A 21,624-nucleotide genomic window follows, 5' to 3' on the forward strand; every position below is an offset into this window, starting at 1 on the left:
TCTCCCTTGATGGCCTCCAGGGCAACCTTCGCTTTAAATTCTGCTGAATACCGTTTCCGTTTCGTTTTGCTCATTTGATCCTCTTCGTCAGTGTGTGGTTTTTCACCTTAACTCACTGTCCGAATTTTGGGGACCACTTCTATAACACCAAGTTCGATACTTATCGTTAAACTCTTTTCAGTTTAACTGAAAAACAGAACACGAAAGAAGGGCAATAAAAAAGGGTGAAGAATATTCTCCTTCACCCTTGGTTTAAAACATTTACAGAGAATTTCTCTCAGGGAGCGATTCCCATTTCCTTTTCTTTTTCATGAACAGCCAGTCGTGTCTTGACAGCCGTATCCGGAATCAGGCTCATGGAGTCTATGCCGCATTCAACCAGAAAAGTGGCAAAATCAGGAAAATCCGATGGGCCCTGACCGCAGATGCCGATCTTCTTTTTGCGACGTTTGGCCGTGGCAATAACCATGCGGATCATATCCTTAACAGCGTCATGACGTTCATCTGCGATACCGGCGATAAGACCGGAGTCACGGTCCAGACCGTAAGTGAGCTGGGTGAGGTCGTTGGAGCCGATGGAAAATCCGTCAAAGATATCGGCAAAGGCGTCCGCAGAGATGACATTGCTGGGAATCTCGCACATAACGTAGACTTCCAGACCATTCTCACCCTGCACCAGCCCACATTCTTTCATGACCTGAATGACTTTTCTACCTTCTTCCGGGGTACGACAGAAAGGCACCATAAGTTTGATATTATTGAGGCCCATATCGTTACGGGCCTTTAAAAGCCCCTGACACTCAAGCTCAAAAGCCGGCCGGTATTTCGGATCGTAATACCTCGAGGCGCCACGCCAGCCGATCATCGGGTTTTCTTCATGCGGTTCATACAGGGTGCCTCCCACCAGATTGGCATACTCGTTGCTCTTGAAGTCGGAAAGACGAACAATAACATCTTTCGGATAAAAACCTGCGGCAATCCGGCCGACACCTTCGGCAACCTTATCAATGAAAAACTGTTTTTTATCGGTATAGGCGCCGGTTTTATCGTCGATCTTCCTGACAATTTCCATCTTCTCAGGATCGTTGGATTTCTTAAGCTCTTCGTAGTTATACAACGCCAGGGGATGGAGGCCGATATGGGAGTTGATAATGAACTCTTCACGGGCCAATCCCACACCATCATTAGGGATCTGGCACTCGGTGAATGCTTTCTCCGGAATGGCCAGATTCATCATGATCTTGGTCTTAGTCGCCGGCAGGTCGCCGAGATCAAGTCTTTCGACCTCGAAATCGAGCAGGCCTTCATAGACGTAACCGGTCTCACCTTCGGCGGAAGATGCGGTGATATCCTGTCCGGTCTTGATATTTTCAGTAGCGTCACCGGTCCCGATAACACAGGGAATTCCAAGCTCACGAGAAATGATTGCAGCATGACATGTACGACCACCACGGTTGGTGACGATGGCGGCGGCGATCTTCATGATCGGCTCCCAGTCGGGATCGGTCATATCGGTGACCAGAACCTCACCCTTCTTGAACGTACTGATATCCTTGACATCATCAATGCAATGGGCCATGCCCTTGCCAATCTTGGTGCCTACAGCCAGACCCTCGGCAAGAACCTTGCCCTTTTCTTTAAGCTTATAGGTTTCCATGATCCCTTTGGATGCCTGCGAGTGAACGGTCTCGGGACGGGCCTGAACGATAAACAATTCGCCGGTGCCGACGTTTACTCCGTCACCGTCTTTTGCCCACTCAATGTCCATTCCCTTATTATAATGGTCTTCAATAATGCAGGCCCATTTGGCAAGCAGCAGAATCTCGTCATCGGTGATTACATATGCAGCTCTCTCTGCAGGGGTGGTGGCAATATTCTTAACCGGCTCTTTAGTTGTTGGATCGTTATCATAGATCATCTTGATCTCTTTGGAACCAACCCGCTTCCCGACGATGGGCCGCTTGCCCTCTTTGAGGGTCGGTTTGAATACATAATATTCATCCGGATTGACCGCCCCCTGAACCACATTCTCACCCAATCCCCAGGCGCCGGTGATAAAGACCGCATCCTTGAAACCCGATTCGGTATCAATGGAGAAAAGAACACCGGAAGAGGCGGAATCACTTCGAACCATTTTCTGGATGGTAATCGACAGATAAACGTCAAACTGACCAAAACCCTGGTGTTTTCGATAGGAGATGGCGCGGTTGGTGAACAGGGAGGCAAAACATTTCCGGCAGTTCTCAATGATATTATCGTAGCCGTGGACGTTGAGGTAGGTTTCCTGCTGGCCGGCAAATGAGGCGTCCGGCAGATCCTCGGCGGTTGCTGAAGAGCGTACGGCAACGGGAACACCTTTGCCGTACTCCTCCTCCATTTTCTGGTATGCCTCGATAATGACCTGGCGCAGATCTTCAGGGAATTTGGCATTGCGGATAATCTTACGACATTTCTCTCCACGCTCTGCCAGATTATGCATATCCTCGGTATCAAGGTCAGAAAGGACTTGCCGTATCTCGTCCTCAATGCCAGCGGCTTTCAGCAGATAGCGATAGGCATATGCCGTAATGGCAAAACCGTGTGGAACAGCGACACCTTTTGAAGTCAAATTTTGATACATTTCACCAAGAGAGGCGTTTTTACCACCAACCAGAGGCACATCTTCAATTGAGATATCATCGAACCAAAGGATTAATTCGCTATCGTGTTTTTCTGCCATTGTTTTCTCCTGTTGATCAATCGGTTACAAGTAATGGTTTTGAAAGTTTCAGAACGGAAAAAAAATACTCTCAGGCCTGATAATGATTGAAGCATTATACATAATCTGTATATCTAATCTTGACCCTGTGGTCAACCGAAACCTTGCATTGCGGCGCGGAATATCTTAAGTAACTATGGCATTGATTTCCAGATTATTGTGTTTTTTAATGCCGTTTTTATTCTTCAAAACTATTACATGCTCAATTAAGCTTACTTTGATAAACTGCGTAAAGGGAATCCGACATGAACGACAATGGTTTGGCAACTGAAATGTATCAAAAACATATTACTCCAGGAAACCATGCTCAAAGCGATTATTTTGCCGTCATAAAAAAACTTGTCGGCTTGCGAGAGAGCTCGCCTGAGAAGGATTCCAAACAGTGGCAGGATAAAATCGATGAAATATATCGCCTTGTTCAGGATGAAATTTCAACTAACACTTCCCAGCCGGTCACCCCTGTCAAATTCGGCACTTCCGGATGGCGGGGAATTCTTGGGAAAGATTTTTTCCTGCAATCCATAACCCAGGTTACCCTGGCAATAATTTCTCTGTACCAGCACCTTGAAAGGGATCCGCAACTTGCCAGCCCTCTCGGGGTTAACAGCCTAGATGAAGCAAAAGTCAAAGGATGTGTCCTGGGGTTTGACAACCGCTTCGGCGGCGAATGGCTCGCAAAATCAACAGCCGAGGTGCTCACCTCGAACGGCTTTACGGTTCATTATGCCGGCGAAAGTTCAACCGGCGCCCTTTCAGCTGCTGTGCTCGAACTCAAAGCTGCTTTTTCAATCAATCTCACCCCGAGCCACAATCCACTTGAATATGCGGGTTTCAAATATAATGCCGCAGACGCTGGCCCTGCCGCACAGGTTCTCACTGATTGGATTACCAAAAAAGCCCGGGCGATAATTTCCGAAAACCCTCGGATCACGATTAATCCCGATCCCGCTCTGATGAAAAATATAGATGCCCTTGAACTCTGGAAACAGCTGGTCATCAAAAACAAAACCCGTCACGGCCTGGATTATGATGGCATCATCAATAATTTTATAGAAAATAATGATCTGGTGGTTGCGGTTGATTGTGTGCACGGCGCAAGCAGGGTGAACATCCGTCCGATATTTAAGGATACCACCAGCGAAAGACTCCTGCTTTTCCGTGCCGACCAGGACTACACCTTCGGAGGCGTTGCGCCGGAACCTTCCTCGGCAAATATGAAGCTTGTCATGGAAACCCTTCACTCCCGCCCTGAACTACTCAAACTCGGAATGATCATTGATCCTGATGCGGACCGCATCCGTTTCACCGATGGCACAACCGAAATCAGCATGAACCAGTTCGGTGCCATGGCCTATCATTTTTTACATGAAATCAAACGAAAAACCGGGATGGTGGCAAAGACCGTGGCCACCAGCAATTTCGCCAACGCCCTTGCAGCGGCCTTTGACGAAGAAATTTTCGAGCCCGCCGTGGGATTTAAAGAATTTAAGCCGGTGATTGATAAATCCCTTGTCTGCTTTGAAGAATCAGATGGGATCACCGTTATCGGCCACACCCCGGAAAAAGATGCCTATATCGGCCTGATACTTGCCCTTGACATGGTTCTGACCCTGAATAAAAACCTCGGTGATTACTTGCTTGAGATCCAAAACACTTACGGAAAATATTTTCCGGACCGCGATTCGGTGCGGGTCAGCCTCAAAGGTGAAGAGCTCCTGGGCACCCTGGCAAACCTGAAAAAATATACGGTGGGTTCAAGGGTTGCCATCGGTGATCAAGAAAAGACCATAAAAAAAATCATTGATATCGATGGACTTAAAATGATTTTTGAGGACGAAAGCTGGATCATGATCCGGCCGTCCGGCACAGAACCCAAAGTCAGGTTTTACGTTGAAGCGCGAACCGATGCGGGCCGGGCGGCGCTCTTTACAACAGCCATGAAAATGCTTGGCGATATCGGCCTGGTATAGACTGCCTCAACACCGGTGGCAACTTTCAACATCCTGTGCTATATAGAAATTTAAACTCATACAATGCTTAAATACTTGATTGCGTTTGAGCGTTTGCACCATTATCTGTAAAAAACATTAATTCAGGAGAAAATCCATGCGAGATAAAGTCCAGGCCGCTTTGGACAAGGTCAGGCCCACTCTGCAGCAGGACGGTGGCGATGTTGTCCTTGTTGATGTTACTGATGACGGGATTGTCAAAGTACAGTTGACCGGAGCCTGCAAGGGTTGCCCGATGTCGCAGATGACTTTGAAAAACGGTATTGAAAAATTCGTCCGCACCGAAGTACCTGAGGTAAAATCAGTGGAGTCTGTATAAGACAACATTATTGGTTTAATCGGATCGGCTTATTTATAAATGATGAAATCGCAGATTGCGAATATCGAATGCAATGAGACTTCGAAAAGACTGATTACATCGAGTAATTGCGCAATACAATAGAATATTATGTGGTGAACCTTTCAGTACAGTGACTTTTTATCCACAGGGCTTAAAGACAAGCCCATCATTTATGATAATTAGTACCCGCCTTGATCGTGTAGGCCCGGTAAACCTGCTCAAGCAGGATCATCCGGGCCATTTCATGGGTAAAGGTCATTTTTGAAAGCGATAATACATAATCAGCCTGAGCCAGGACATCCTGAGCCAGTCCCAACTCACCTCCGATAATAAACGACAAAGATCTCCTTCCCTGACTCTCAAGGTTGGTAATATCCCGGGCCAGATCTTCAGATGTCAGGGTCTTCCCTCCCGGATCCAAAGCAATCATATAGGATTGTTTTTCAAGCCGGGCAAGAAGTGCTTTGCCCTCCTCCAGTTTAAGAACTTCCGGGGAACTGTTACTTCGGATGCTGGTTTTTATGGTCTTGATTTCTGCATTCACATAGCGTTGCAGACGCTTGCAATAATCATCAATCCCCTGAGCCAGGTAGATCTCGCGGGTCTTGCCGATAAACAGAAATTCAATTTTCATTGATATCCATGATTTTCCTTAAACATTTTTCTTATCAAGAATAACCTTCAGCTTTCTGCAGAACTCATCATAGCCGAGTTCATTCTTAATGCCGGGGCAGGAGCCGCTGATCGGTTGGTAATTTGATCGGTCACCAAGAATACTCGGGTGGAGAGGCCATTGCGCGCATCGCCAGGGTCTCCCAGGATGAACTGTGCAGCCATTGTCATAAAAAATACAATGACCGTCTTCGGTCTTCATCTGAGTTACATTACCGGTCACCCGGAAATATTTTTCCTTAACTTCTTCAAAGGGCATATCCAGATAATCAACCATACGCTTAACATCATTATCATCCAGAGAAACTGTTGTTTCTCCCTGACAACAATAGCCGCATTGTTGGCATTCAAAAATTTCTTCTTCCAATTATTGTTCCTCTATTTTTTTAAAATCTACAGCACTAGATAAGTATCCTTGACACAAAGGATAAAAAATTCATTTTGACAGAATCCCAAAAGCGATAAACAACTAATCCAGTTTATTTTGAATCTGAAATTAACGGAGACAGTATATACCCAAGTGTCCGATAAATCAATTTGGCAACGGTAAAAGAGGCGGAGGGGTTATCGGCAATGGGCGAGAACTCGACAAAATCAAGACCCACAACCTTGCCGGTCCGGATTATTTTTCTTAACAGCCTGGTGGTCTGCGCCCAGGTCAGCCCATCCGGCTCAGGGGTGCCGGTTGCAGGCATTATTGAAGGATCCAGGGCGTCAACATCAAAGGTTATATAAATATTTTCAGCCAGTTCCGAGCAAAATCGCTCCATCCAGTCTTCCTCATTATGGATTCTTTCCATAAAATACGGCTGCAAACCTTTTCCTGAGATGAAATCCCATTCCTCCCTGGAAAATGACCTGATGCCGACCTGCAGGAACCGCAGTCCGAGATCATCGATGCGCCGCATGACACAGGCGTGACTCAACGGATTCCCCTGGTAGCTGTCCCTGAGATCAAGATGGGCGTCAAACTGGATGACCTGAAGGTCGGGATATTGCCGCGCGCAGGCCCTTACCGCCGGCAGGGTGACGGTGTGCTCTCCGCCCAGCACAACGGGCAGACGATCTTGCAAAAGGGCCGTATCCACAGATTCTTCGATTATTTTCAAAGCTTCTGCAGCAGATAATCCTGCAAGCTGCAGCGGCGGCAGGGTCTCAATCCCTGCCCGGAAGGTTTCAACTTTCAATTCATCATCAAACACCTCAAGAGCTTTTGAGGCATCTATAATTGCTCCAGGGCCTCGATCCGTGCCCTTTCCCCAGCTCACTGAGCTTGCAAGGGGCGCGGATATGAGGCTTACACGCTTTATCAGCGCCAGGCATTCACATGCCTCGTCTTTATCAAGAAACTGAAAATCACTCATGGTTTATCAGGATGCACAAGGAGAAGATTCAGGCGGTACCGATCTCATCTCCGAAAAGATCGATATCAATGCCGTGTTTCATGGCGACATTTCGCCATTTGAGGGAATCCGGGGTATGAAAAATATCTTCATAATCTGCCGGCAAGGTAAGCCAGCCGTTGACCGTCAATTCGTTTTCCAGCTGCCCGGGCGCCCATCCAGCATAGCCAAGAAGAAAAATATAATCGCTTGGTCCGCGGCTTGCAGCAATATCACGCAGAATTTTCGGATCACGGGAAAGACTCACCGAGTCACTTATGTTGATTTGATGCTCGATCTGGTAAGCATTTTTGGTAGAATACAGAAAAAAGGCGGCTTCAAGTTCAACGGGGCCGCCGAAATAAACCGGCGGCAATTGTTGATCCGGAACAGGAATCTCAGCGCTTTTCAATATTTCAACCAATGAAATCGCTGTGGGCTGATTAATGATAAATCCCATTGCGCCTTCCTCTTCATTGTGAACGCACATGTAAATCACCTGTTCCTGAAAACGGGGATCCGGCATCTGCGGAGTAGCGATTAAAAACCTGTTTTTAAGAGATTCCATTGGTATCAAATAATTAATGTGCTGGATAAACGTTCTGATCCTAAAACCAGGTTGATCCTGGTTTCAGTTTTCTTGATAACTTATATTATATCAGGCACAGGTACTTGGCAATACCGTGTTCACCATATCACAACAGCATAGCGCAAAGAACCAGATAATCGCCTTATCAATCGGCATATTCTTTACCCCTGTTTAGAAAAATTTGACAGGTAATAAAAAAATAGCATTTACTTTTTTTCTTGTGATAGACTACTTTCAATTCCGTTAAACAGTTTTATTTATATTTAGCAATCCTTATGAAGGAGAAATGAGTGTCCACTATCGTTGAGAAAGAACTTGAAAGAATAATTAAATCCGACCAGCATGACCCCTTTCAGGTTCTCGGACTCCATATAATTAATCAATCGCCGCCGGAAGCTATTATCAGGACCTTCCAGCCCCACGCATCATCCGTCAGAGTGCTCGCCAACGACCAGTCCCTTGACATGTATAAAATGCGCAGTGAGGGCCTCTTCGAACTGATCATTACCGGATATACCGAACCCTTCGATTATTTTCTGGAGATCACAAGCTTCGATAACTCCCGAAAGACCTTCAAGGATCCATACCGGTACCTCCCCCAGCTTTCCGAATTTGACAGGCATCTATTCAATGCCGGCAATCATTACCAGATATTCGAAAAACTCGGAGCACACACCACCACCATCGACGGGGTTGACGGTACGATATTCAGAGTCTGGGCCCCTTCTGCACGACGGGTCAGTGTTATCGGCGACTTCAACTGGTGGGACGGGCGCGTTCACCAGATGCGCTCCCTGGGCGGCTCAGGAATCTGGGAGCTTTTCATCCCGGGAATCAAACATGGCGAAGCATATAAGTATGAAATCCGCGCTCAGGACATGAGCCTCCATGAAAAAGCCGATCCGTACCAGTTTTTTTCAGAACTGCGCCCCAAGACCGCTTCCATTGTCTGGGACCTCAACACCTATTCCTGGCAGGACGAAGAATGGATCAATAACCGCGACAGGTCAACCCTCTATAAAAAACCTTTCTCAATCTATGAAATGCATCTCGGCTCCTGGCAGCGAGACCCCGGTAATGCGGAACGGTTTCTTACATACAGGGAGTTGGCCAAGTCGCTTATCCCATATATAAAGGAAATGGGATTCACCCATATCGAGCTCATGCCCATCATGGAGCATCCCTATGATGAATCATGGGGCTACCAGACAACCGGCTATTTTTCTGTAACCAGCAGGCACGGTACCCCGCAGGATTTCATGTATTTTGTCGATTGCTGCCATCAAAACGGCATTGGCGTCCTGCTTGACTGGGCGCCGGCCCACTTTCCCACCGACGGTCACGCCCTGGGAAGATTCGACGGTTCACATTTATACGAACATCAGCATCCACAGGAAGGAATGCATCCCGAATGGGGCACCCTGATCTTTAATTACGGCCGGAACGAAGTAAGAAACTTTCTCATCGCCAACGCTTTATTCTGGCTGGACAAATTCCATATCGACGGACTCCGGGTGGATGCTGTGGCCTCCATGCTCTATAAAGACTACGGCAGAAAGGATAAGGAGTGGATTCCAAACCCATATGGCGGCAAGGAAAACATCGAAGCGATAGAATTCCTCCGCCATTTGAACAGCGTTCTCTACGAGCGGTTTCCGGGCGCAATGACAATTGCCGAAGAATCCACAAGTTTCTACGGGGTCTCAAGGCCTGCAGACCAGGGAGGGCTTGGCTTCGGTTTCAAATGGAATATGGGCTGGATGAACGATATGCTTACTTTTTTCAGCAAGGATCCCATCTACCGGAAGCACCACCATAATTCTCTGACATTTTCACTGCTTTACGCCTTTACGGAAAGCTTTATCCTGCCTCTTTCACATGATGAGGTAGTACACGGCAAACGGTCGCTGCTTGCCAAAATGCCGGGCGACCCGTGGCAGCAGTTTGCCAATCTCCGATTGCTTTTCTTTTTCATGTGGACTCATCCGGGTAAAAAGCTGCTGTTCATGGGCGGCGAATTCGGACAGTATTCGGAATGGTATTGCAAGGTAAGCCTGGACTGGCATCTCATGGAGCATGAAGGAAATCACCGGCGCCTGCATGAATTTGTCAAAACACTTAACCACTTTTATCGAAATGAACCGGCGCTCTGGGAAGACGATTTTTCCTTTGAAGGATTCAAGTGGATGGATTTCAAGGATGTTGATAACAGCATCATCGCATTTGCCAGGTTCGCAAACAATAAAAATGATCACCTGGTCTGCGTGCTGAACTTCACGCCACAGGCACACCACGGCTATAAATTAGGTGTCCCCTCTGACAGGAAATACAGAGAGGTATTTTGCTCTGACCTGACCTCTTTTGGCGGCACCGATGTCAAGAACCCGACCCTCAAAGATCCCATCCATGAGGCCTACGGTGAAGCACCGTATCATGTTCTTGTTTCAATACCACCGTTAGGCGGAATAATCCTTAAACCCGAGTAAACTTCATAGCATAGAGAAATTATGGGAAACGTCGACATACAACCTGAGGGAGATAGAATCAGAAAAGCGGTGAAATGGATTTGCGACACCCTGGCCATGTATCCCGAAAAAACCAGAGATGCAGTAATCAAAGATGCTGGAATCCGCTTTGACCTCACTCCCAAGGAATGCAGCTTTCTGGACCGGAAGCTGATGGACCAGGCTAAAGACGGCTCCGGGTGTTAGCCCGCTTTTGTCAAGGGCACTTCACCTGTTTCGCGGATCTTTCACCGTTCCGGTTTGTAAAAAAAGGCTTTGAGCATATCCTGGCAGTCAATTCAGCTTGTCGTCCTTTTCTCTTGGCAGGGGAATTTTAAGGACCTCTATTCCTTCCTTTTCAAGACACTCCTCTTCTTCAGCGGTTGCCACTCCACGGATGTTCCGCATCGTTTCGACTCCGTAATGCATCTTGAGTGCTTTCTCTGCCAATTGGGCCCCAACATCCTCATAATTTTTTTCAACATACTTCTGCAACAGGATCAGGACCTTCTTGGCTGCAGCCTCCTGACTTGATTCGTCTTCCTCAATCTTCGGGTGGGAAATCCGCAGGTCTTTTCCGGTGTGAACTGCTACCGGGGATAAAATCTTGCGAATAGACACATCGCCGCATTGCGGGCAGGTCAGAATCCCTGACTCCAGCTGTTTTTCAAAATCATCACGGTCATTAAACCAACCTTCATACTGAAAACCGCAGATACAGGCTAAATCAAAAATAATCATCGTTTTGCACACTTATAATTAATTTCTCATCAAACAAAACAAAAATCTGCTCAGACACTAAAAATGTAACCATTCTCTATATTGATCCGCAAGACAGTTCCACGAAAAACGCTCTGTAAGTTCATGGGCATTGTCCTTTGACAATCTCCCCTTTGCAAGGGTCGAAATAAGCGCCTCCTGAAAATCTTCATCAGCGTCATAAAGAAATTCAGCCGGAAACAACTCAGGATATGAAAGCCTCCCGGGCAAAAGCGGCCTGCAGCCGGCACGGACTGCTTCGATAACCGCGATTCCAAAAAATTCATGATTGGCAGTGGAAACTACGATATCCGAGTGCCTGAGAAGTTCGACATATTCTTTTCTTGACCGGGCATGGCCGAAATGGAGAATTCTCTTTGCGAGTAGATTTTCGGCCTGTTTAAAAACCGCCGGGGATTGCTTAAACGATTCGCCGGCGACAATCAACTTAAAATCAAAACCTTTCTGATCCAGAGAATAAAGGGCTTCAAAAAATATCTCCGGCTGTTTATCGTGCTCCCAACGGTGATTCCATAAAATAACCGGATCATTGCCGTTGCGCAATCCTTCCTGCCGGTCAATGTCTTCAAAATCCTGGCCAGGAAACAGCACCCTGGATTTATTGCAAATCAGATGTTCGACCCCTTTGAACTTCATATCAGGCGTTTTCTTGAGGAAGTCCTTTAATCCAATGAGAAAGGTGGACAGATTGTGTTGAGAATTAAATGCAATGAGATCGGAAGCCAAGGCGGTTGTAAAATTGGTCACGGCAAAATGATAGTCCCTTTCATCATCAACCTGCACTGGATAGGCGAATTGATTCTCATGAAAATAGGTGACAAGGGGGAGTGGTTTGGCCCAATCCGGGGCCAGGGAGCGGAAAGCCGCCACATCGACAAAGGTTGAGCAGAGGATGCAGGCATTCCCGGGCTGTTCATCCCGATGTCCCTGTTTATGAAGTTTGTCTGCGAAATACGGCGCCGCCAGACGCATGCGCCATTTCCATTTGCGGGCAGGGAGTGTATGAAATTCAAAATCAAGGTCGAGATGTTTCTCAAGACCCCTTAAAAAAGCCTTATGGGAGCCGCCGAAATATGGCTCCAGCACGATAATTTTTTCCCGCGTTGAAGAGAGTACGGCGCCAGTCACATCAAACCTTATTTCGGGCCGTATCCATAGCCCGGCGGAAAGCATCTGAAGATCTTTGTATCACCGAGTTTTCAACGCAAAAGGCAAGCCGAAAATATCCGGGAGTACCGAAACCGGTGCCGGGGACGGCAAGTATTTTGTTTTGCTGAAGGATGTCAACAAATTCCACATCACTTTCAAGGGGAGATTTGGGGAAGACATAAAAAGCGCCCTTGGGTGCAACGAACTCGTAGCCACACTGTGAGAGAATATCGCAGAACATTTGACGGCGTACGGCATAGACACCGGCATCAATGGACGCCGGCGCCATCTCACCCACAACCCTTTGCATCAAGGCAGGGGCGTTGACAAACCCCAATATGCGGTTCGCCAGGATCATGACTTCAAGGAGTTGCAGACGGTCCTGAACCTCCGGGTGGACCGCGATAAAACCGATTCTCTCACCGGGGATGGATAAATCCTTGGAAAAGGAGGTCACCACCAGACTATTGGCGTAGGCGTTAAAAATACTGGGAACTTCCAGACCGTCGTAGACGATCTTCCGGTATGGTTCGTCTGAAACGATATACACCGGCGCGCCGAATTTTTTTTCTGCCTGCTTAAGCGCTTCGGCAAGTTGGGCAAGGGATTTTTCAGAATATATCTGCCCTGAAGGATTATTCGGACTATTGACGATAATTGCCTTGGTTTTTGGAGTAAGGGCTCGTGAAATCGCCGATATATCCAGGCTGAAATCCTCGGCAGTGGCTACTATCACCGGGACCCCTCCATGGTTATCAATATAGAAAACATACTCGACAAAATAAGGCGCAAGAATTATCACTTCATCGCCGGGATTCAGCAGGGATTTCATGATCACGTTCAAACCGCCGGCAGCCCCGCAGGTCATGATGATATTTTCAAAACCAACTTCCACCCCCTGTTCGCCTGAAACTTTTTGAGCAACGCTTTGGCGAACCTTAGGATAACCGGCATTAGGCATATAAGCGTGTTGCCCGGCATTTTTTTCTGCGGCAAGACGCAACAGAGTCGCAGACAATTCTGCCGGCGGCGGAATATCCGGATTGCCAAGGCTGAAATCAAAAATATTCTCCGCACCAAACTCCGCCTTGAGCTTGGCGCCTTTTTCAAACATCAGACGGATCCAGGAGGATTTCTTTGAAAAGCCGATCATTTTATTTGAAATTGTCATGGATGACTCCTCACATATTCATATTTCTACGCCATTCCAGCAAGCATTCGAGTTGAGACCGCAAAGGCCCCTCGAGCAGCGACGAGACAGTATTCAGTACGGCGCGAAGCCGCAAAGCGCTGCCGACGACAAAGGTGTCGGTTTGAAGGCGCGAACTGCAAATTATCATCATGCCTTGGCAAGACGCTGGTAAGCCTCATTAAGAAGCTTCATCTTCTCTTCGGCAACCTGCTTGAATTCTTCACCGAGATGATTCACCTTATCCGGATGATATTTCATACTGAGCGCGCGATAGGCTTTTTTGATTTCTGCCGGGGTTGCACCCGGCTCCAAGCCGAGAATCTCATAATATCTCGCATTATCCCCCACCCGCCTCTCACCGCTGCTCATATATTTTGCTCGTATGGACTGGTGGTCGTATGATGAAATCCCCAGATAGTCAGCAATTTTCTGGGCCAGATCCATCTCGCGGACGTCAGGGGTCAAATCAGCATAAATAACCTGATATATGAGTTCAAGCAGGATCAATCGGGGCTCGTAGGCAAAACGCTGCTTGAAATCGGCCAGCAAAGAATCAAGAGTTACAGTTGACTCAGCAGCGTCTTTGATCAGATCGCGAACCCAGTACATCTGGCTTTGTGAGTACTTGAGATGGTGGCGGAAAAAATCATTGATGGTGTTGATTTCTTCCTTGGATACCCGGTCATCGACCTGGGCTATTTTAATGAGAATATTAACCAGCAGAAAAACAAAGGTATTATGAGTTTCGGTCTGGGATTTTTCATAAGTACTGACCTTTTTCCTGATGTAATAGGTAAACCCCACAAAGGCCGCAATCCCCATAAGTATGAAAAATATTACGCCGAAAAACAGAATGCCGAGAAAATTAAACAGAGCCGGAGCGCCGCCGGTCATTAAAAGAATCAAGGCAATGACCAAAAGACACCCGCCGCAACCGGGTTGATCATGTCTGCGGTAATGTATTGAGCCGTTCATCTGGTTTAAACCATCCTGGAGAAATAAATATCAAAAGCTAAAAACATCTGGTGTGACTTATTCCGAAAAAAGCGCATCCACAAACTCACTGGCATCAAAATCCCGCAAATCATCCATCTGTTCACCAATGCCGATAAACCGGATCGGGATGTTGAACTCACGACAGATATTGACGACGATGCCGCCCTTTGCCGTGCCGTCAAGCTTGGTCAGGGTAAGCCCGGTGAGGCCACAGACCTCATTAAAAAGGCGCGCCTGGGAAATGCCGTTCTGACCGGTGGTGGCATCAATGACCAGCATCACTTCATGGGGCGCACCAGGGATTTTTTTGGAAATGACCCTTTTTATCTTCCGAAGCTCTTCCATGAGATTCACTTTGGTATGCATGCGACCGGCTGTATCGATGAGAACCACATCATATTTTTTTGCCTTGGCGTGATCCAATGCATCGTAGACCACGGATGAAGGATCTGAACCGGTTTTCTGAGAGACCACCTCGACGCCTACCCTTTCTCCCCATATCTTGAGCTGGTCAACCGCAGCGGCTCTGAAGGTATCACCGGCAACCAGCAGCACACTGCGGCCGGCCTGTTTGAATTTATGAGCGATCTTGCCGATGCTGGTGGTTTTACCAACACCATTGACTCCGGTGACCATTATAACAAATGGCTCATTCTCCGGCATGGACATCTCTCGGGACAAATCGTTGCTCGACAAAAATTCAAGCATTTTCACCTTAAGCGCCTGCCGCAAGGTCTGGGGGTTGTCAAGCTCCTTCCGGCTCAAGCGTTCCCGTGCATCTTCAAGGAGATCCATGACGGTGTCCACACCAAGATCAGCGCTGATAAGAACTTCTTCCAGATCATCAAGGAGCTCCCGGTCGATCACCTTCTTGCCGAGAAACAATTCATCAACCCGGGTGACGAAAGAATCCCTGGTTTTTGCAAGCTGCTCCTTGAGCCTCCCCAAAAGACCAGGTTTAGAGAATGATTCTTCAGTTCCCTTGACTACCGGCGGTTGAGACTGAGCTGGCACGGATTCCACAGCATGTTCATCTGCCGTGACAACTTGCGGGGACGCAACTGCTGCTTTCTCGGATTCTGCATCCTTGTGTTTTGTTATTAATTTTCTTTTAAACCAACCAAGCATTAATTTCTCCTTGCTTTCAAATCAGACGGCGAACCATACTGAAAAGGCAATAATGAAAACCGTTGTTTCCACGGCAAATTCAAGTCGGAACCCTTCGCGGAACCTGCCTTTATCGTAAAAATAAACAAGCGCCCCCTGATAGATTATTCCAGGGCCGAGCCAGTAGGCCGCAACCGGAAGCAATCCCATCAAGGGTGCGGACAAGACAATTATTATCAGAAGTGCATTGATGACATGCAGAATAAGCAGCGTTCTTTTTTCACCGATCCAGACCGGCAGGGTCTCCTTGCCCACCAGCCTGTCACCCAGAATATCAAACACATCAAAAAGCGCGCTTCGCAGGTATGCAAGGAGGAAGACAATAATTGTCCCACCCAGTATATAAGGCGTCACCCCCGTTGAACTTTCAAATGCCGGTACCACTACAATCACAAAAGCCCAGGCCATGGCAACAAATATCGACTTTGAGCCCGGTATTTCCTTGAGTCCTCGAACACGTGTAACAGTGGATAAGGATTTCGGAATGAACCGGACGCTGTATAAAACCCCCAATATGCTCATCCCCAGAAGCAGCAGGAAGGATTGACTTCCCATACCGAATGCCAGGGTCAGCGAACCGGTAAGGGCTATTGCCGAGGCAATCAGAAAAGTCCATCGGTAGCGGCGATAAAACAACGCCCGGATGGGGTCATTGATTTTCTTGGAGCGCTGGTCGGTAAAACGGTTAATATTATGCATGGCAAACAGATAGCCAAATGCCAGAAAAAAATTAGCGCCGCTCTGTTCGCCGCTCAACAGCTTTCCAAAGGCATAGGCCATAAGCCCTCCACCCAGGCTTATGTAAAAATTTGTTGCAAGCAGAAGCCACAGGAACCTATTGATTACCGGGCGGATAAGGCCGTCACTTTTCCCGGGAACCGCTTCCAGGGCCCGCACTACCCACTTTATCATCCAGGAAGGTGTTGAAGCGCCGGCAGTTACCCCGACACAATCAAATGCAGACAGTGCTTTGATGTCGAGATCTTCCTGGTTTTCGATCATGAACACCGGGCATCCCATTCCCTGGGCAATCTTGCCGAGTCTTTGGGTATTAGCGCTCGCCTTGCCTCCCACCACAACCATAGCCTGAACTTTCTCACATAATTTCCGAACTTCTTCCTGACGTTTATGGGTGGAATCGCAGATGGTGTTAAACACTTCGCCGCCGGGGAAATATTCAAGAATCTTCTGACTGATGTTCTCAAAGGATATTTCATCCTGAGTGGTCTGACTGACAATAATATAAGGGGCGGCCACCTTCAGCTTTTCAAGGTCTTGTTCGGAACTCACTACATGGCAATTTTCTCCTGCATAACCCATGAGTCCTTCAACCTCGGCATGGTTTCTGTCACCGATGATAACCGTTGAGTACCCCTTGTTGCGATATTTCTTGATGATAACCTGAACCTTGACAACTCTCGGGCAGGTGGCATCCTGGACCCTGGCGCCGGAAGCGATCAGCTGCTGTTTCAGGGCCGGCGGAATACCATGGGCCCGGATAATAATTGTTCCCTCGCCCTTTTCAGGAACGTGATCCAGAACCCGGACGCCTCGTTCATTGAGGAGATCCAGAACCTGTGGATTATGAATGAGCGGCCCGAACGTGGCAATGCCCTCATCCTCCTTCCGGACAATTTCAATGGTGGTTTCCACTGCTCGTCGAACGCCCATGCAGAATCCGGCATGGGCTGCAAGAATAACTTCCATATTACTTTGGCTTACGATTTATAGATTATAAAGTATGTGTATTTGCAGTTTTAAAAATTGTCGGACTCGCAAAAAGCACTCGTCGGACGCGTATTTCTCCTGCAACTTATTAAAATTACAGGTGGCGATAATTCAGAATCCGGATTTTTGCGAACCCAGCAATTTTGTCGGACTCGCAAAAAGCACTCGTCGGACGCGTATTTCTCCTGCAACTTATTAAAATTACAGGTGGCGATAATTCAGAATCCGGCTTTTTGCGAACCCAGCAATTTTGCGAAGACTTTAAACATAAACACTTGCTATTGCAAGTGGCATATATGACGCTCTTTACCCGATGAGATTTAAGTTTTTTCAGCCCGCCCAAAATGTTTTTTAAAATAGAAGATTTACAATCCTTCCTTTAAGTGCATATAGTTATAATAACAAACAATGTTTAACAGGATCCGGTTATCAACTTGATTCACCGGAATTATCTCAAAATACAGCATTTACAGTGATAAGGAGGTGCGGCATGTTTACAAAAGAAGAGTTATGCAAAAAAATTGCGACAGTATTTCCTGATATCGGCCAATGCGGTATTGATGTTAAAGTTGACTTTGAGGGAATAAACAACGCATGGGTCGTTGATCTTACCAAAGACAAACACAACCTCAAGACCTATCTGGAGGAAAATGAAGCCAACGACTGCATGAATGGGAAGCAATGCGTTTCCCTGGGATTGCAGATCGCCCAACTTCGAAAAAATATTGAGATGACCTGAATACTCGGTAATTAGCGTTTCTAGATCATTACCCTGCACGCTTTAAGAACTGTTCAGGTTATAATATATCGCGGACACGGACAGAAAAAATAATTACCCCATACTGGGGTAGAATTACATACACCAAAAAATGAAAGGTCGACGCATGAAGAGTTCCATCGTGAGTCGACCATTTTTATACCATGAAATCTTTGAAACCCATATCCCTGGACACCCTGCCGATCTTTTCATCCTATCTTGAAAAGTATCCTCCGGAAATTTCAGAACAGACATTTACCAATCTCTTTGTCTGGCGAAAATCGAGACCGGTCTGGTTTACTGAAATTTGCGGATCAATGATTATCCTGATTTCCTCAGCCGGATATGAAAAAGAAGAAAAAATAATTCTCGGCCCTCCCATCGGTCCGGCAAGCCTTACCGAAGTTATCGAATGCATACAATTTCCGTTGAAAGGGGCAATTCGAATCCCTGCAAAACATTTTCCCTCTCATGAGAATAACCAGTTACAACCCCGACAGGACCGTGACAACTGGGATTATGTTTACAAGACATCAGACCTTGCCGGTCTTGCCGGTCGTCAATTTTCTAAAAAACGTAACCACATCAAGCAATGTCTACAAAATTATGACTGTGAGTATGAATCCATTTCCCGCACCAACCTTGATGAATGCATCCAAATGCAGAAAACGTGGTGCCATTCGAGAAAATGCGGCCAAAATCCGGGATTATGTACCGAATACATTGCCATCAATGAAGCACTCAGACATTTCGACACCCTTACGATGACAGGAGGGGCGATCAGGGTGGATGGTGCGATACAGGCATACACCCTTGGCGAAAGATTGAACCCGGAAACCGCGGTGTGCCATTTTGAAAAAGCGCTTCCCGGTGTGAACGGCCTCTGGCAGCTCATAAACCAATGGTTTGCACAATACGCCCTGGGCGAATTCAAATATATAAATCGTGAACAGGATCTGGGGATACCCGGGTTACGGCAGGCTAAAGAAAGTTATTATCCCGATCATTTCGTCGAAAAATTCGATCTTATCCTTTCAGGTTCCGAGATTATACCTCTCCAAAAACCAGTGACCTGCATGGATGACGATACCGTTGATTAAATAATTGAAGTTCCACCTGCCCGCTGATCGGCGGAACAACTGATCAGAGAGCCCATCTTCAGAATTTCTGCTCCTGAGTCCCGGCATTGCAATGCTATTTCTTTTTTGATCTTTGTTTAATCAGCGCCAGATCGAATGCAGTCTGTATGTCATGAACAAAATGGAATTGTATGCCCTTTTTTACTTTATCGGGCATTTCCACTACATCTTTTTCATTTAAGCTTGGAAGAATCACTTCTTTGATTCCGGAACGTATTGCGGCAAGGACTTTTTCCTTTATTCCCCCAACCGGCAGGACATCACCACGCAGGGTTATCTCACCAGTCATCGCTATATTTTTCCGCACCGGACGCCCCGTCAACAATGATGCCAGAGCAACAACAATCGATACCCCGGCCGAAGGCCCGTCCTTGGGAATGGCTCCCTCGGGAACATGAATATGCAGATCGTTTTCAGCAAAGAGCTTATCGTTTATTTCAAGTTCCGCAGTATGAGAACGGATGTAGGTCAATGCCGCGGCAGCCGATTCCTTCATGACATCACCGAGCTTGCCGGTAAGAGACAATCCGCCTCTGCCGGTCATTTTGGCAGCTTCTATAAAAAGCAGCACGCCACCCACCGGTGTCCAGGCCAGACCCGTTGCCAGACCCGGCCCCCAGGACCGGGCTTTGGTCTCGGGAAAAAACTGTTGCAGCCCAAGAAAATTTGCCACTTCTTCCGGCGTAATAGTGACAAGTTTTTTCTTGCCGGAAACAATATCCTTTGCCACTCCCCGACACACCCCGGCAAGCTTTCTCTCGATGCCCCTTACTCCGGCCTCGCGGGTGTAGTATCTGATAATGTGGCGAATGGCACTATCGGTAAATCGCAGATTATCGCGGGTCAGCGCATGCGCCTCAAGCTGTTTGGGAACCAGGTGCCGTTTGGCAATCATAACTTTTTCATGTTCGGTGTAGCCGGAAAGCTCGATTATTTCCATGCGGTCGCGAAGCGGCCCGGGAATATTATCAATAAAATTGGCCGTGGTAATGAACATGACCTTGGACAGATCAAAAGGGATTTCCAGGTAATGGTCGGCAAAGGTGAAATTCTGCTCCGGATCGAGAACCTCAAGAAGCGCCGAAGATGGATCGCCCCGAAAATCCATACCAAGCTTGTCAATTTCATCAAGCATGAAAAGAGGATTATTCGAGCCGGTTTTTCTGAGACTCTGAATGATTCGTCCCGGCAATGCTCCGATATAAGTCCGGCGATGGCCGCGGATCTCAGCCTCGTCACGCACACCACCCAGGGAAATTCGCACGAACTTTCTGTTCATAGTCCTGGCGATGGACTGGCCCAGGGAAGTTTTCCCTACACCTGGCGGACCGCTGAAACAGAGAATCGGCCCATGCATGTCATTCTTCAATTTACGGACGGCAAGGAATTCGATAATTCTTTTTTTGATTACCTCAAGACCATAATGGTCCTGATCAAGGGTTTTCTGCGCGTTATTAATATCCAGGGTATCCTTGGTGGATACTTTCCAGGGCAGCTCCAAGAGCCAGTCCAGATACGTTCTTGAAACAGTATATTCAGGAGAAGAAGGAGAAATTCTTTCCAGCCGGGCAAGCTCCTTTACCGCTGTTTTTTGAGCTTCCTCATCCAGATCAGCTTCTTTCAGTTTTGTTTTCAGTTCTGCCAGATCAGGATTTTCCTGGTCCTCGCCAAGTTCTTTACGAATGGCCTTCAATTGTTGTCGGAGATAGAATTCCTTCTGCTTCCCGTCCATGTCGTCCTTCACGTTTTTCTGAATCGCATTGCTCATTTCAACGGTTTCCAGTCGTCTGGAAAGCTCGCGTGATGTTGCTTGAAGGAGTTCCTTGAGGTTAACGAACTCAAGCAATCGCTGTTCTTCATCAATGGGCAGATTCAATTGAGAAATTATAAAATAGGCAACATGAGACGGTTCCTTGATTGAAGAAATGGTCATTTGTAGCTCAGAGGGCAGATTAGACAGATCAGTTAATTTCCTGAACTGGTTCTGCAAATTAAGGACAAAGGCGTCAACTTCCTGATCAATATCTCCCTGCATGGGGTATTCTGTTACTTTTGCCTTATAAAATGGTTTTTTTTGAATGAAATCAGTCACCCGGATCCTTTTTACAGCACTGACAAGCACTTGATAAAACCCTTCCTGGGCCTTGACCATTTTATGAATATAGCCCATTATCCCCACTGAATGAAGCTCGCCTGGAATAGTTTTTTTATCGGCGTTTTCAGTCTGTTGCTGTGAAACAATTGCTACAAGCTTATCCCCCAGAAGCGCTTGATCGATCATCTGCTTGGATTGTGGATTCGTCACCTGCAGGGGAAATCCCATACCCGGAAAAAAAACAAATCCATAGATGGGTAATACCGACAACACTTCGGGAACCGGCAGTTGAACAGGATTCACCCCGCTGGAGGACTTTTTTACGAAATCCGGAGTTTTTTTCATTTTATCAGGTTTATCAGTCATC

At 47.1% G+C, this 21,624-nt stretch carries 18 protein-coding genes; 6 read left to right on the forward strand and 12 right to left on the reverse strand.

Annotated features, from left to right (window positions below; genetic code table 11):
* Positions 1-277: 277 nt before the first annotated feature.
* Entirely contained in the window at positions 278-2,719 is a 2,442-nt protein-coding gene (ppsA, locus tag KKE17_04570) for a phosphoenolpyruvate synthase (GenBank protein ID MBU1709261.1), read from the reverse strand.
* 284 nt (positions 2,720-3,003) lie between these two features.
* Here ppsA and KKE17_04575 point away from each other — a divergent pair, with 284 nt between their 5' ends.
* Positions 3,004-4,728, forward strand: coding sequence for a phosphoglucomutase (locus KKE17_04575; protein ID MBU1709262.1), 1,725 nt, complete (start codon positions 3,004-3,006; stop codon positions 4,726-4,728).
* Between the two features lie 136 nt (positions 4,729-4,864).
* Entirely contained in the window at positions 4,865-5,086 is a 222-nt protein-coding gene (locus KKE17_04580) for a NifU family protein (GenBank protein ID MBU1709263.1), read from the forward strand.
* Positions 5,087-5,273: 187 nt separating this feature from the next.
* Here KKE17_04580 and KKE17_04585 read toward each other — a convergent pair whose 3' ends face one another.
* From KKE17_04585 to KKE17_04600, 4 genes are all read right to left on the reverse strand, one after another.
* A complete protein-coding gene (locus tag KKE17_04585) occupies positions 5,274-5,741 on the reverse strand; it encodes a 23S rRNA (pseudouridine(1915)-N(3))-methyltransferase RlmH (protein MBU1709264.1) in 468 nt (155 codons plus the stop codon).
* An 18-nt stretch (positions 5,742-5,759) separates the two neighbouring features.
* Positions 5,760-6,146 carry a YkgJ family cysteine cluster protein gene (locus KKE17_04590; protein ID MBU1709265.1) on the reverse strand — a complete coding sequence of 129 codons (387 nt, stop codon included), beginning with the start codon at positions 6,144-6,146 and terminating at the stop codon, positions 5,760-5,762.
* A gap of 112 nt (positions 6,147-6,258) precedes the next feature.
* Positions 6,259-7,143 carry an agmatinase gene (speB, locus tag KKE17_04595; protein MBU1709266.1) on the reverse strand — a complete coding sequence of 295 codons (885 nt, stop codon included), beginning with the start codon at positions 7,141-7,143 and terminating at the stop codon, positions 6,259-6,261.
* A gap of 28 nt (positions 7,144-7,171) precedes the next feature.
* The gene (locus KKE17_04600; protein MBU1709267.1) at positions 7,172-7,729 is read right to left on the reverse strand and encodes a YqgE/AlgH family protein; all 558 of its coding nucleotides are present in this window, start codon (positions 7,727-7,729) and stop codon (positions 7,172-7,174) included.
* Positions 7,730-8,040: 311 nt separating this feature from the next.
* Between KKE17_04600 and glgB the strand changes: the two genes are divergently transcribed.
* Together glgB and KKE17_04610 are read left to right on the forward strand one after the other, a co-directional pair.
* Positions 8,041-10,236, forward strand: coding sequence for a 1,4-alpha-glucan branching protein GlgB (gene glgB, locus KKE17_04605; GenBank protein ID MBU1709268.1), 2,196 nt, complete (start codon positions 8,041-8,043; stop codon positions 10,234-10,236).
* A gap of 21 nt (positions 10,237-10,257) precedes the next feature.
* Entirely contained in the window at positions 10,258-10,461 is a 204-nt protein-coding gene (locus tag KKE17_04610; GenBank protein MBU1709269.1) for a hypothetical protein, read from the forward strand.
* Between the two features lie 87 nt (positions 10,462-10,548).
* On the opposite strand, the gene KKE17_04615 is transcribed toward KKE17_04610, so the two are convergent.
* The 6 genes from KKE17_04615 to ispH all read right to left on the reverse strand — a co-directional run bounded on the left by KKE17_04615 (position 10,549) and on the right by ispH (position 17,245).
* Positions 10,549-10,995 (reverse strand): DUF1178 family protein, encoded by a 447-nt coding sequence (locus tag KKE17_04615; GenBank protein ID MBU1709270.1) that lies wholly within the window; start codon positions 10,993-10,995, stop codon positions 10,549-10,551.
* A gap of 57 nt (positions 10,996-11,052) precedes the next feature.
* A complete protein-coding gene (locus KKE17_04620; protein MBU1709271.1) occupies positions 11,053-12,207 on the reverse strand; it encodes a DUF3524 domain-containing protein in 1,155 nt (384 codons plus the stop codon).
* Positions 12,164-13,354 carry a pyridoxal phosphate-dependent aminotransferase gene (locus tag KKE17_04625; protein ID MBU1709272.1) on the reverse strand — a complete coding sequence of 397 codons (1,191 nt, stop codon included), beginning with the start codon at positions 13,352-13,354 and terminating at the stop codon, positions 12,164-12,166. The genes KKE17_04620 and KKE17_04625 overlap by 44 nt, the downstream gene beginning before the upstream one ends.
* A gap of 168 nt (positions 13,355-13,522) precedes the next feature.
* Positions 13,523-14,269: a TerB family tellurite resistance protein gene (locus KKE17_04630; protein ID MBU1709273.1), complete on the reverse strand. Its 747-nt coding sequence runs from the start codon at positions 14,267-14,269 to the stop codon at positions 13,523-13,525.
* Between the two features lie 138 nt (positions 14,270-14,407).
* Complete coding sequence (gene ftsY / locus KKE17_04635; protein ID MBU1709274.1) at positions 14,408-15,499, reverse strand: signal recognition particle-docking protein FtsY; 1,092 nt, start codon at positions 15,497-15,499, stop codon at positions 14,408-14,410.
* 21 nt (positions 15,500-15,520) lie between these two features.
* Positions 15,521-17,245 carry a 4-hydroxy-3-methylbut-2-enyl diphosphate reductase gene (gene ispH, locus KKE17_04640; protein MBU1709275.1) on the reverse strand — a complete coding sequence of 575 codons (1,725 nt, stop codon included), beginning with the start codon at positions 17,243-17,245 and terminating at the stop codon, positions 15,521-15,523.
* Between the two features lie 511 nt (positions 17,246-17,756).
* Here ispH and KKE17_04645 point away from each other — a divergent pair.
* Both KKE17_04645 and KKE17_04650 read left to right on the forward strand, forming a co-directional pair.
* The gene (locus KKE17_04645) at positions 17,757-18,005 is read left to right on the forward strand and encodes a hypothetical protein (GenBank protein MBU1709276.1); all 249 of its coding nucleotides are present in this window, start codon (positions 17,757-17,759) and stop codon (positions 18,003-18,005) included.
* Between the two features lie 182 nt (positions 18,006-18,187).
* Positions 18,188-19,123, forward strand: coding sequence for a DUF2156 domain-containing protein (locus KKE17_04650; GenBank protein ID MBU1709277.1), 936 nt, complete (start codon positions 18,188-18,190; stop codon positions 19,121-19,123).
* Positions 19,124-19,217: 94 nt separating this feature from the next.
* On the opposite strand, the gene lon is transcribed toward KKE17_04650, so the two are convergent.
* A complete protein-coding gene (gene lon / locus KKE17_04655) occupies positions 19,218-21,623 on the reverse strand; it encodes an endopeptidase La (protein MBU1709278.1) in 2,406 nt (801 codons plus the stop codon).
* Position 21,624 lies beyond the last annotated feature (1 nt).

It is taken from the genome of Pseudomonadota bacterium (assembly GCA_018823135.1).
GTDB lineage: Bacteria > Desulfobacterota > Desulfobulbia > Desulfobulbales > CALZHT01 > JAHJJF01.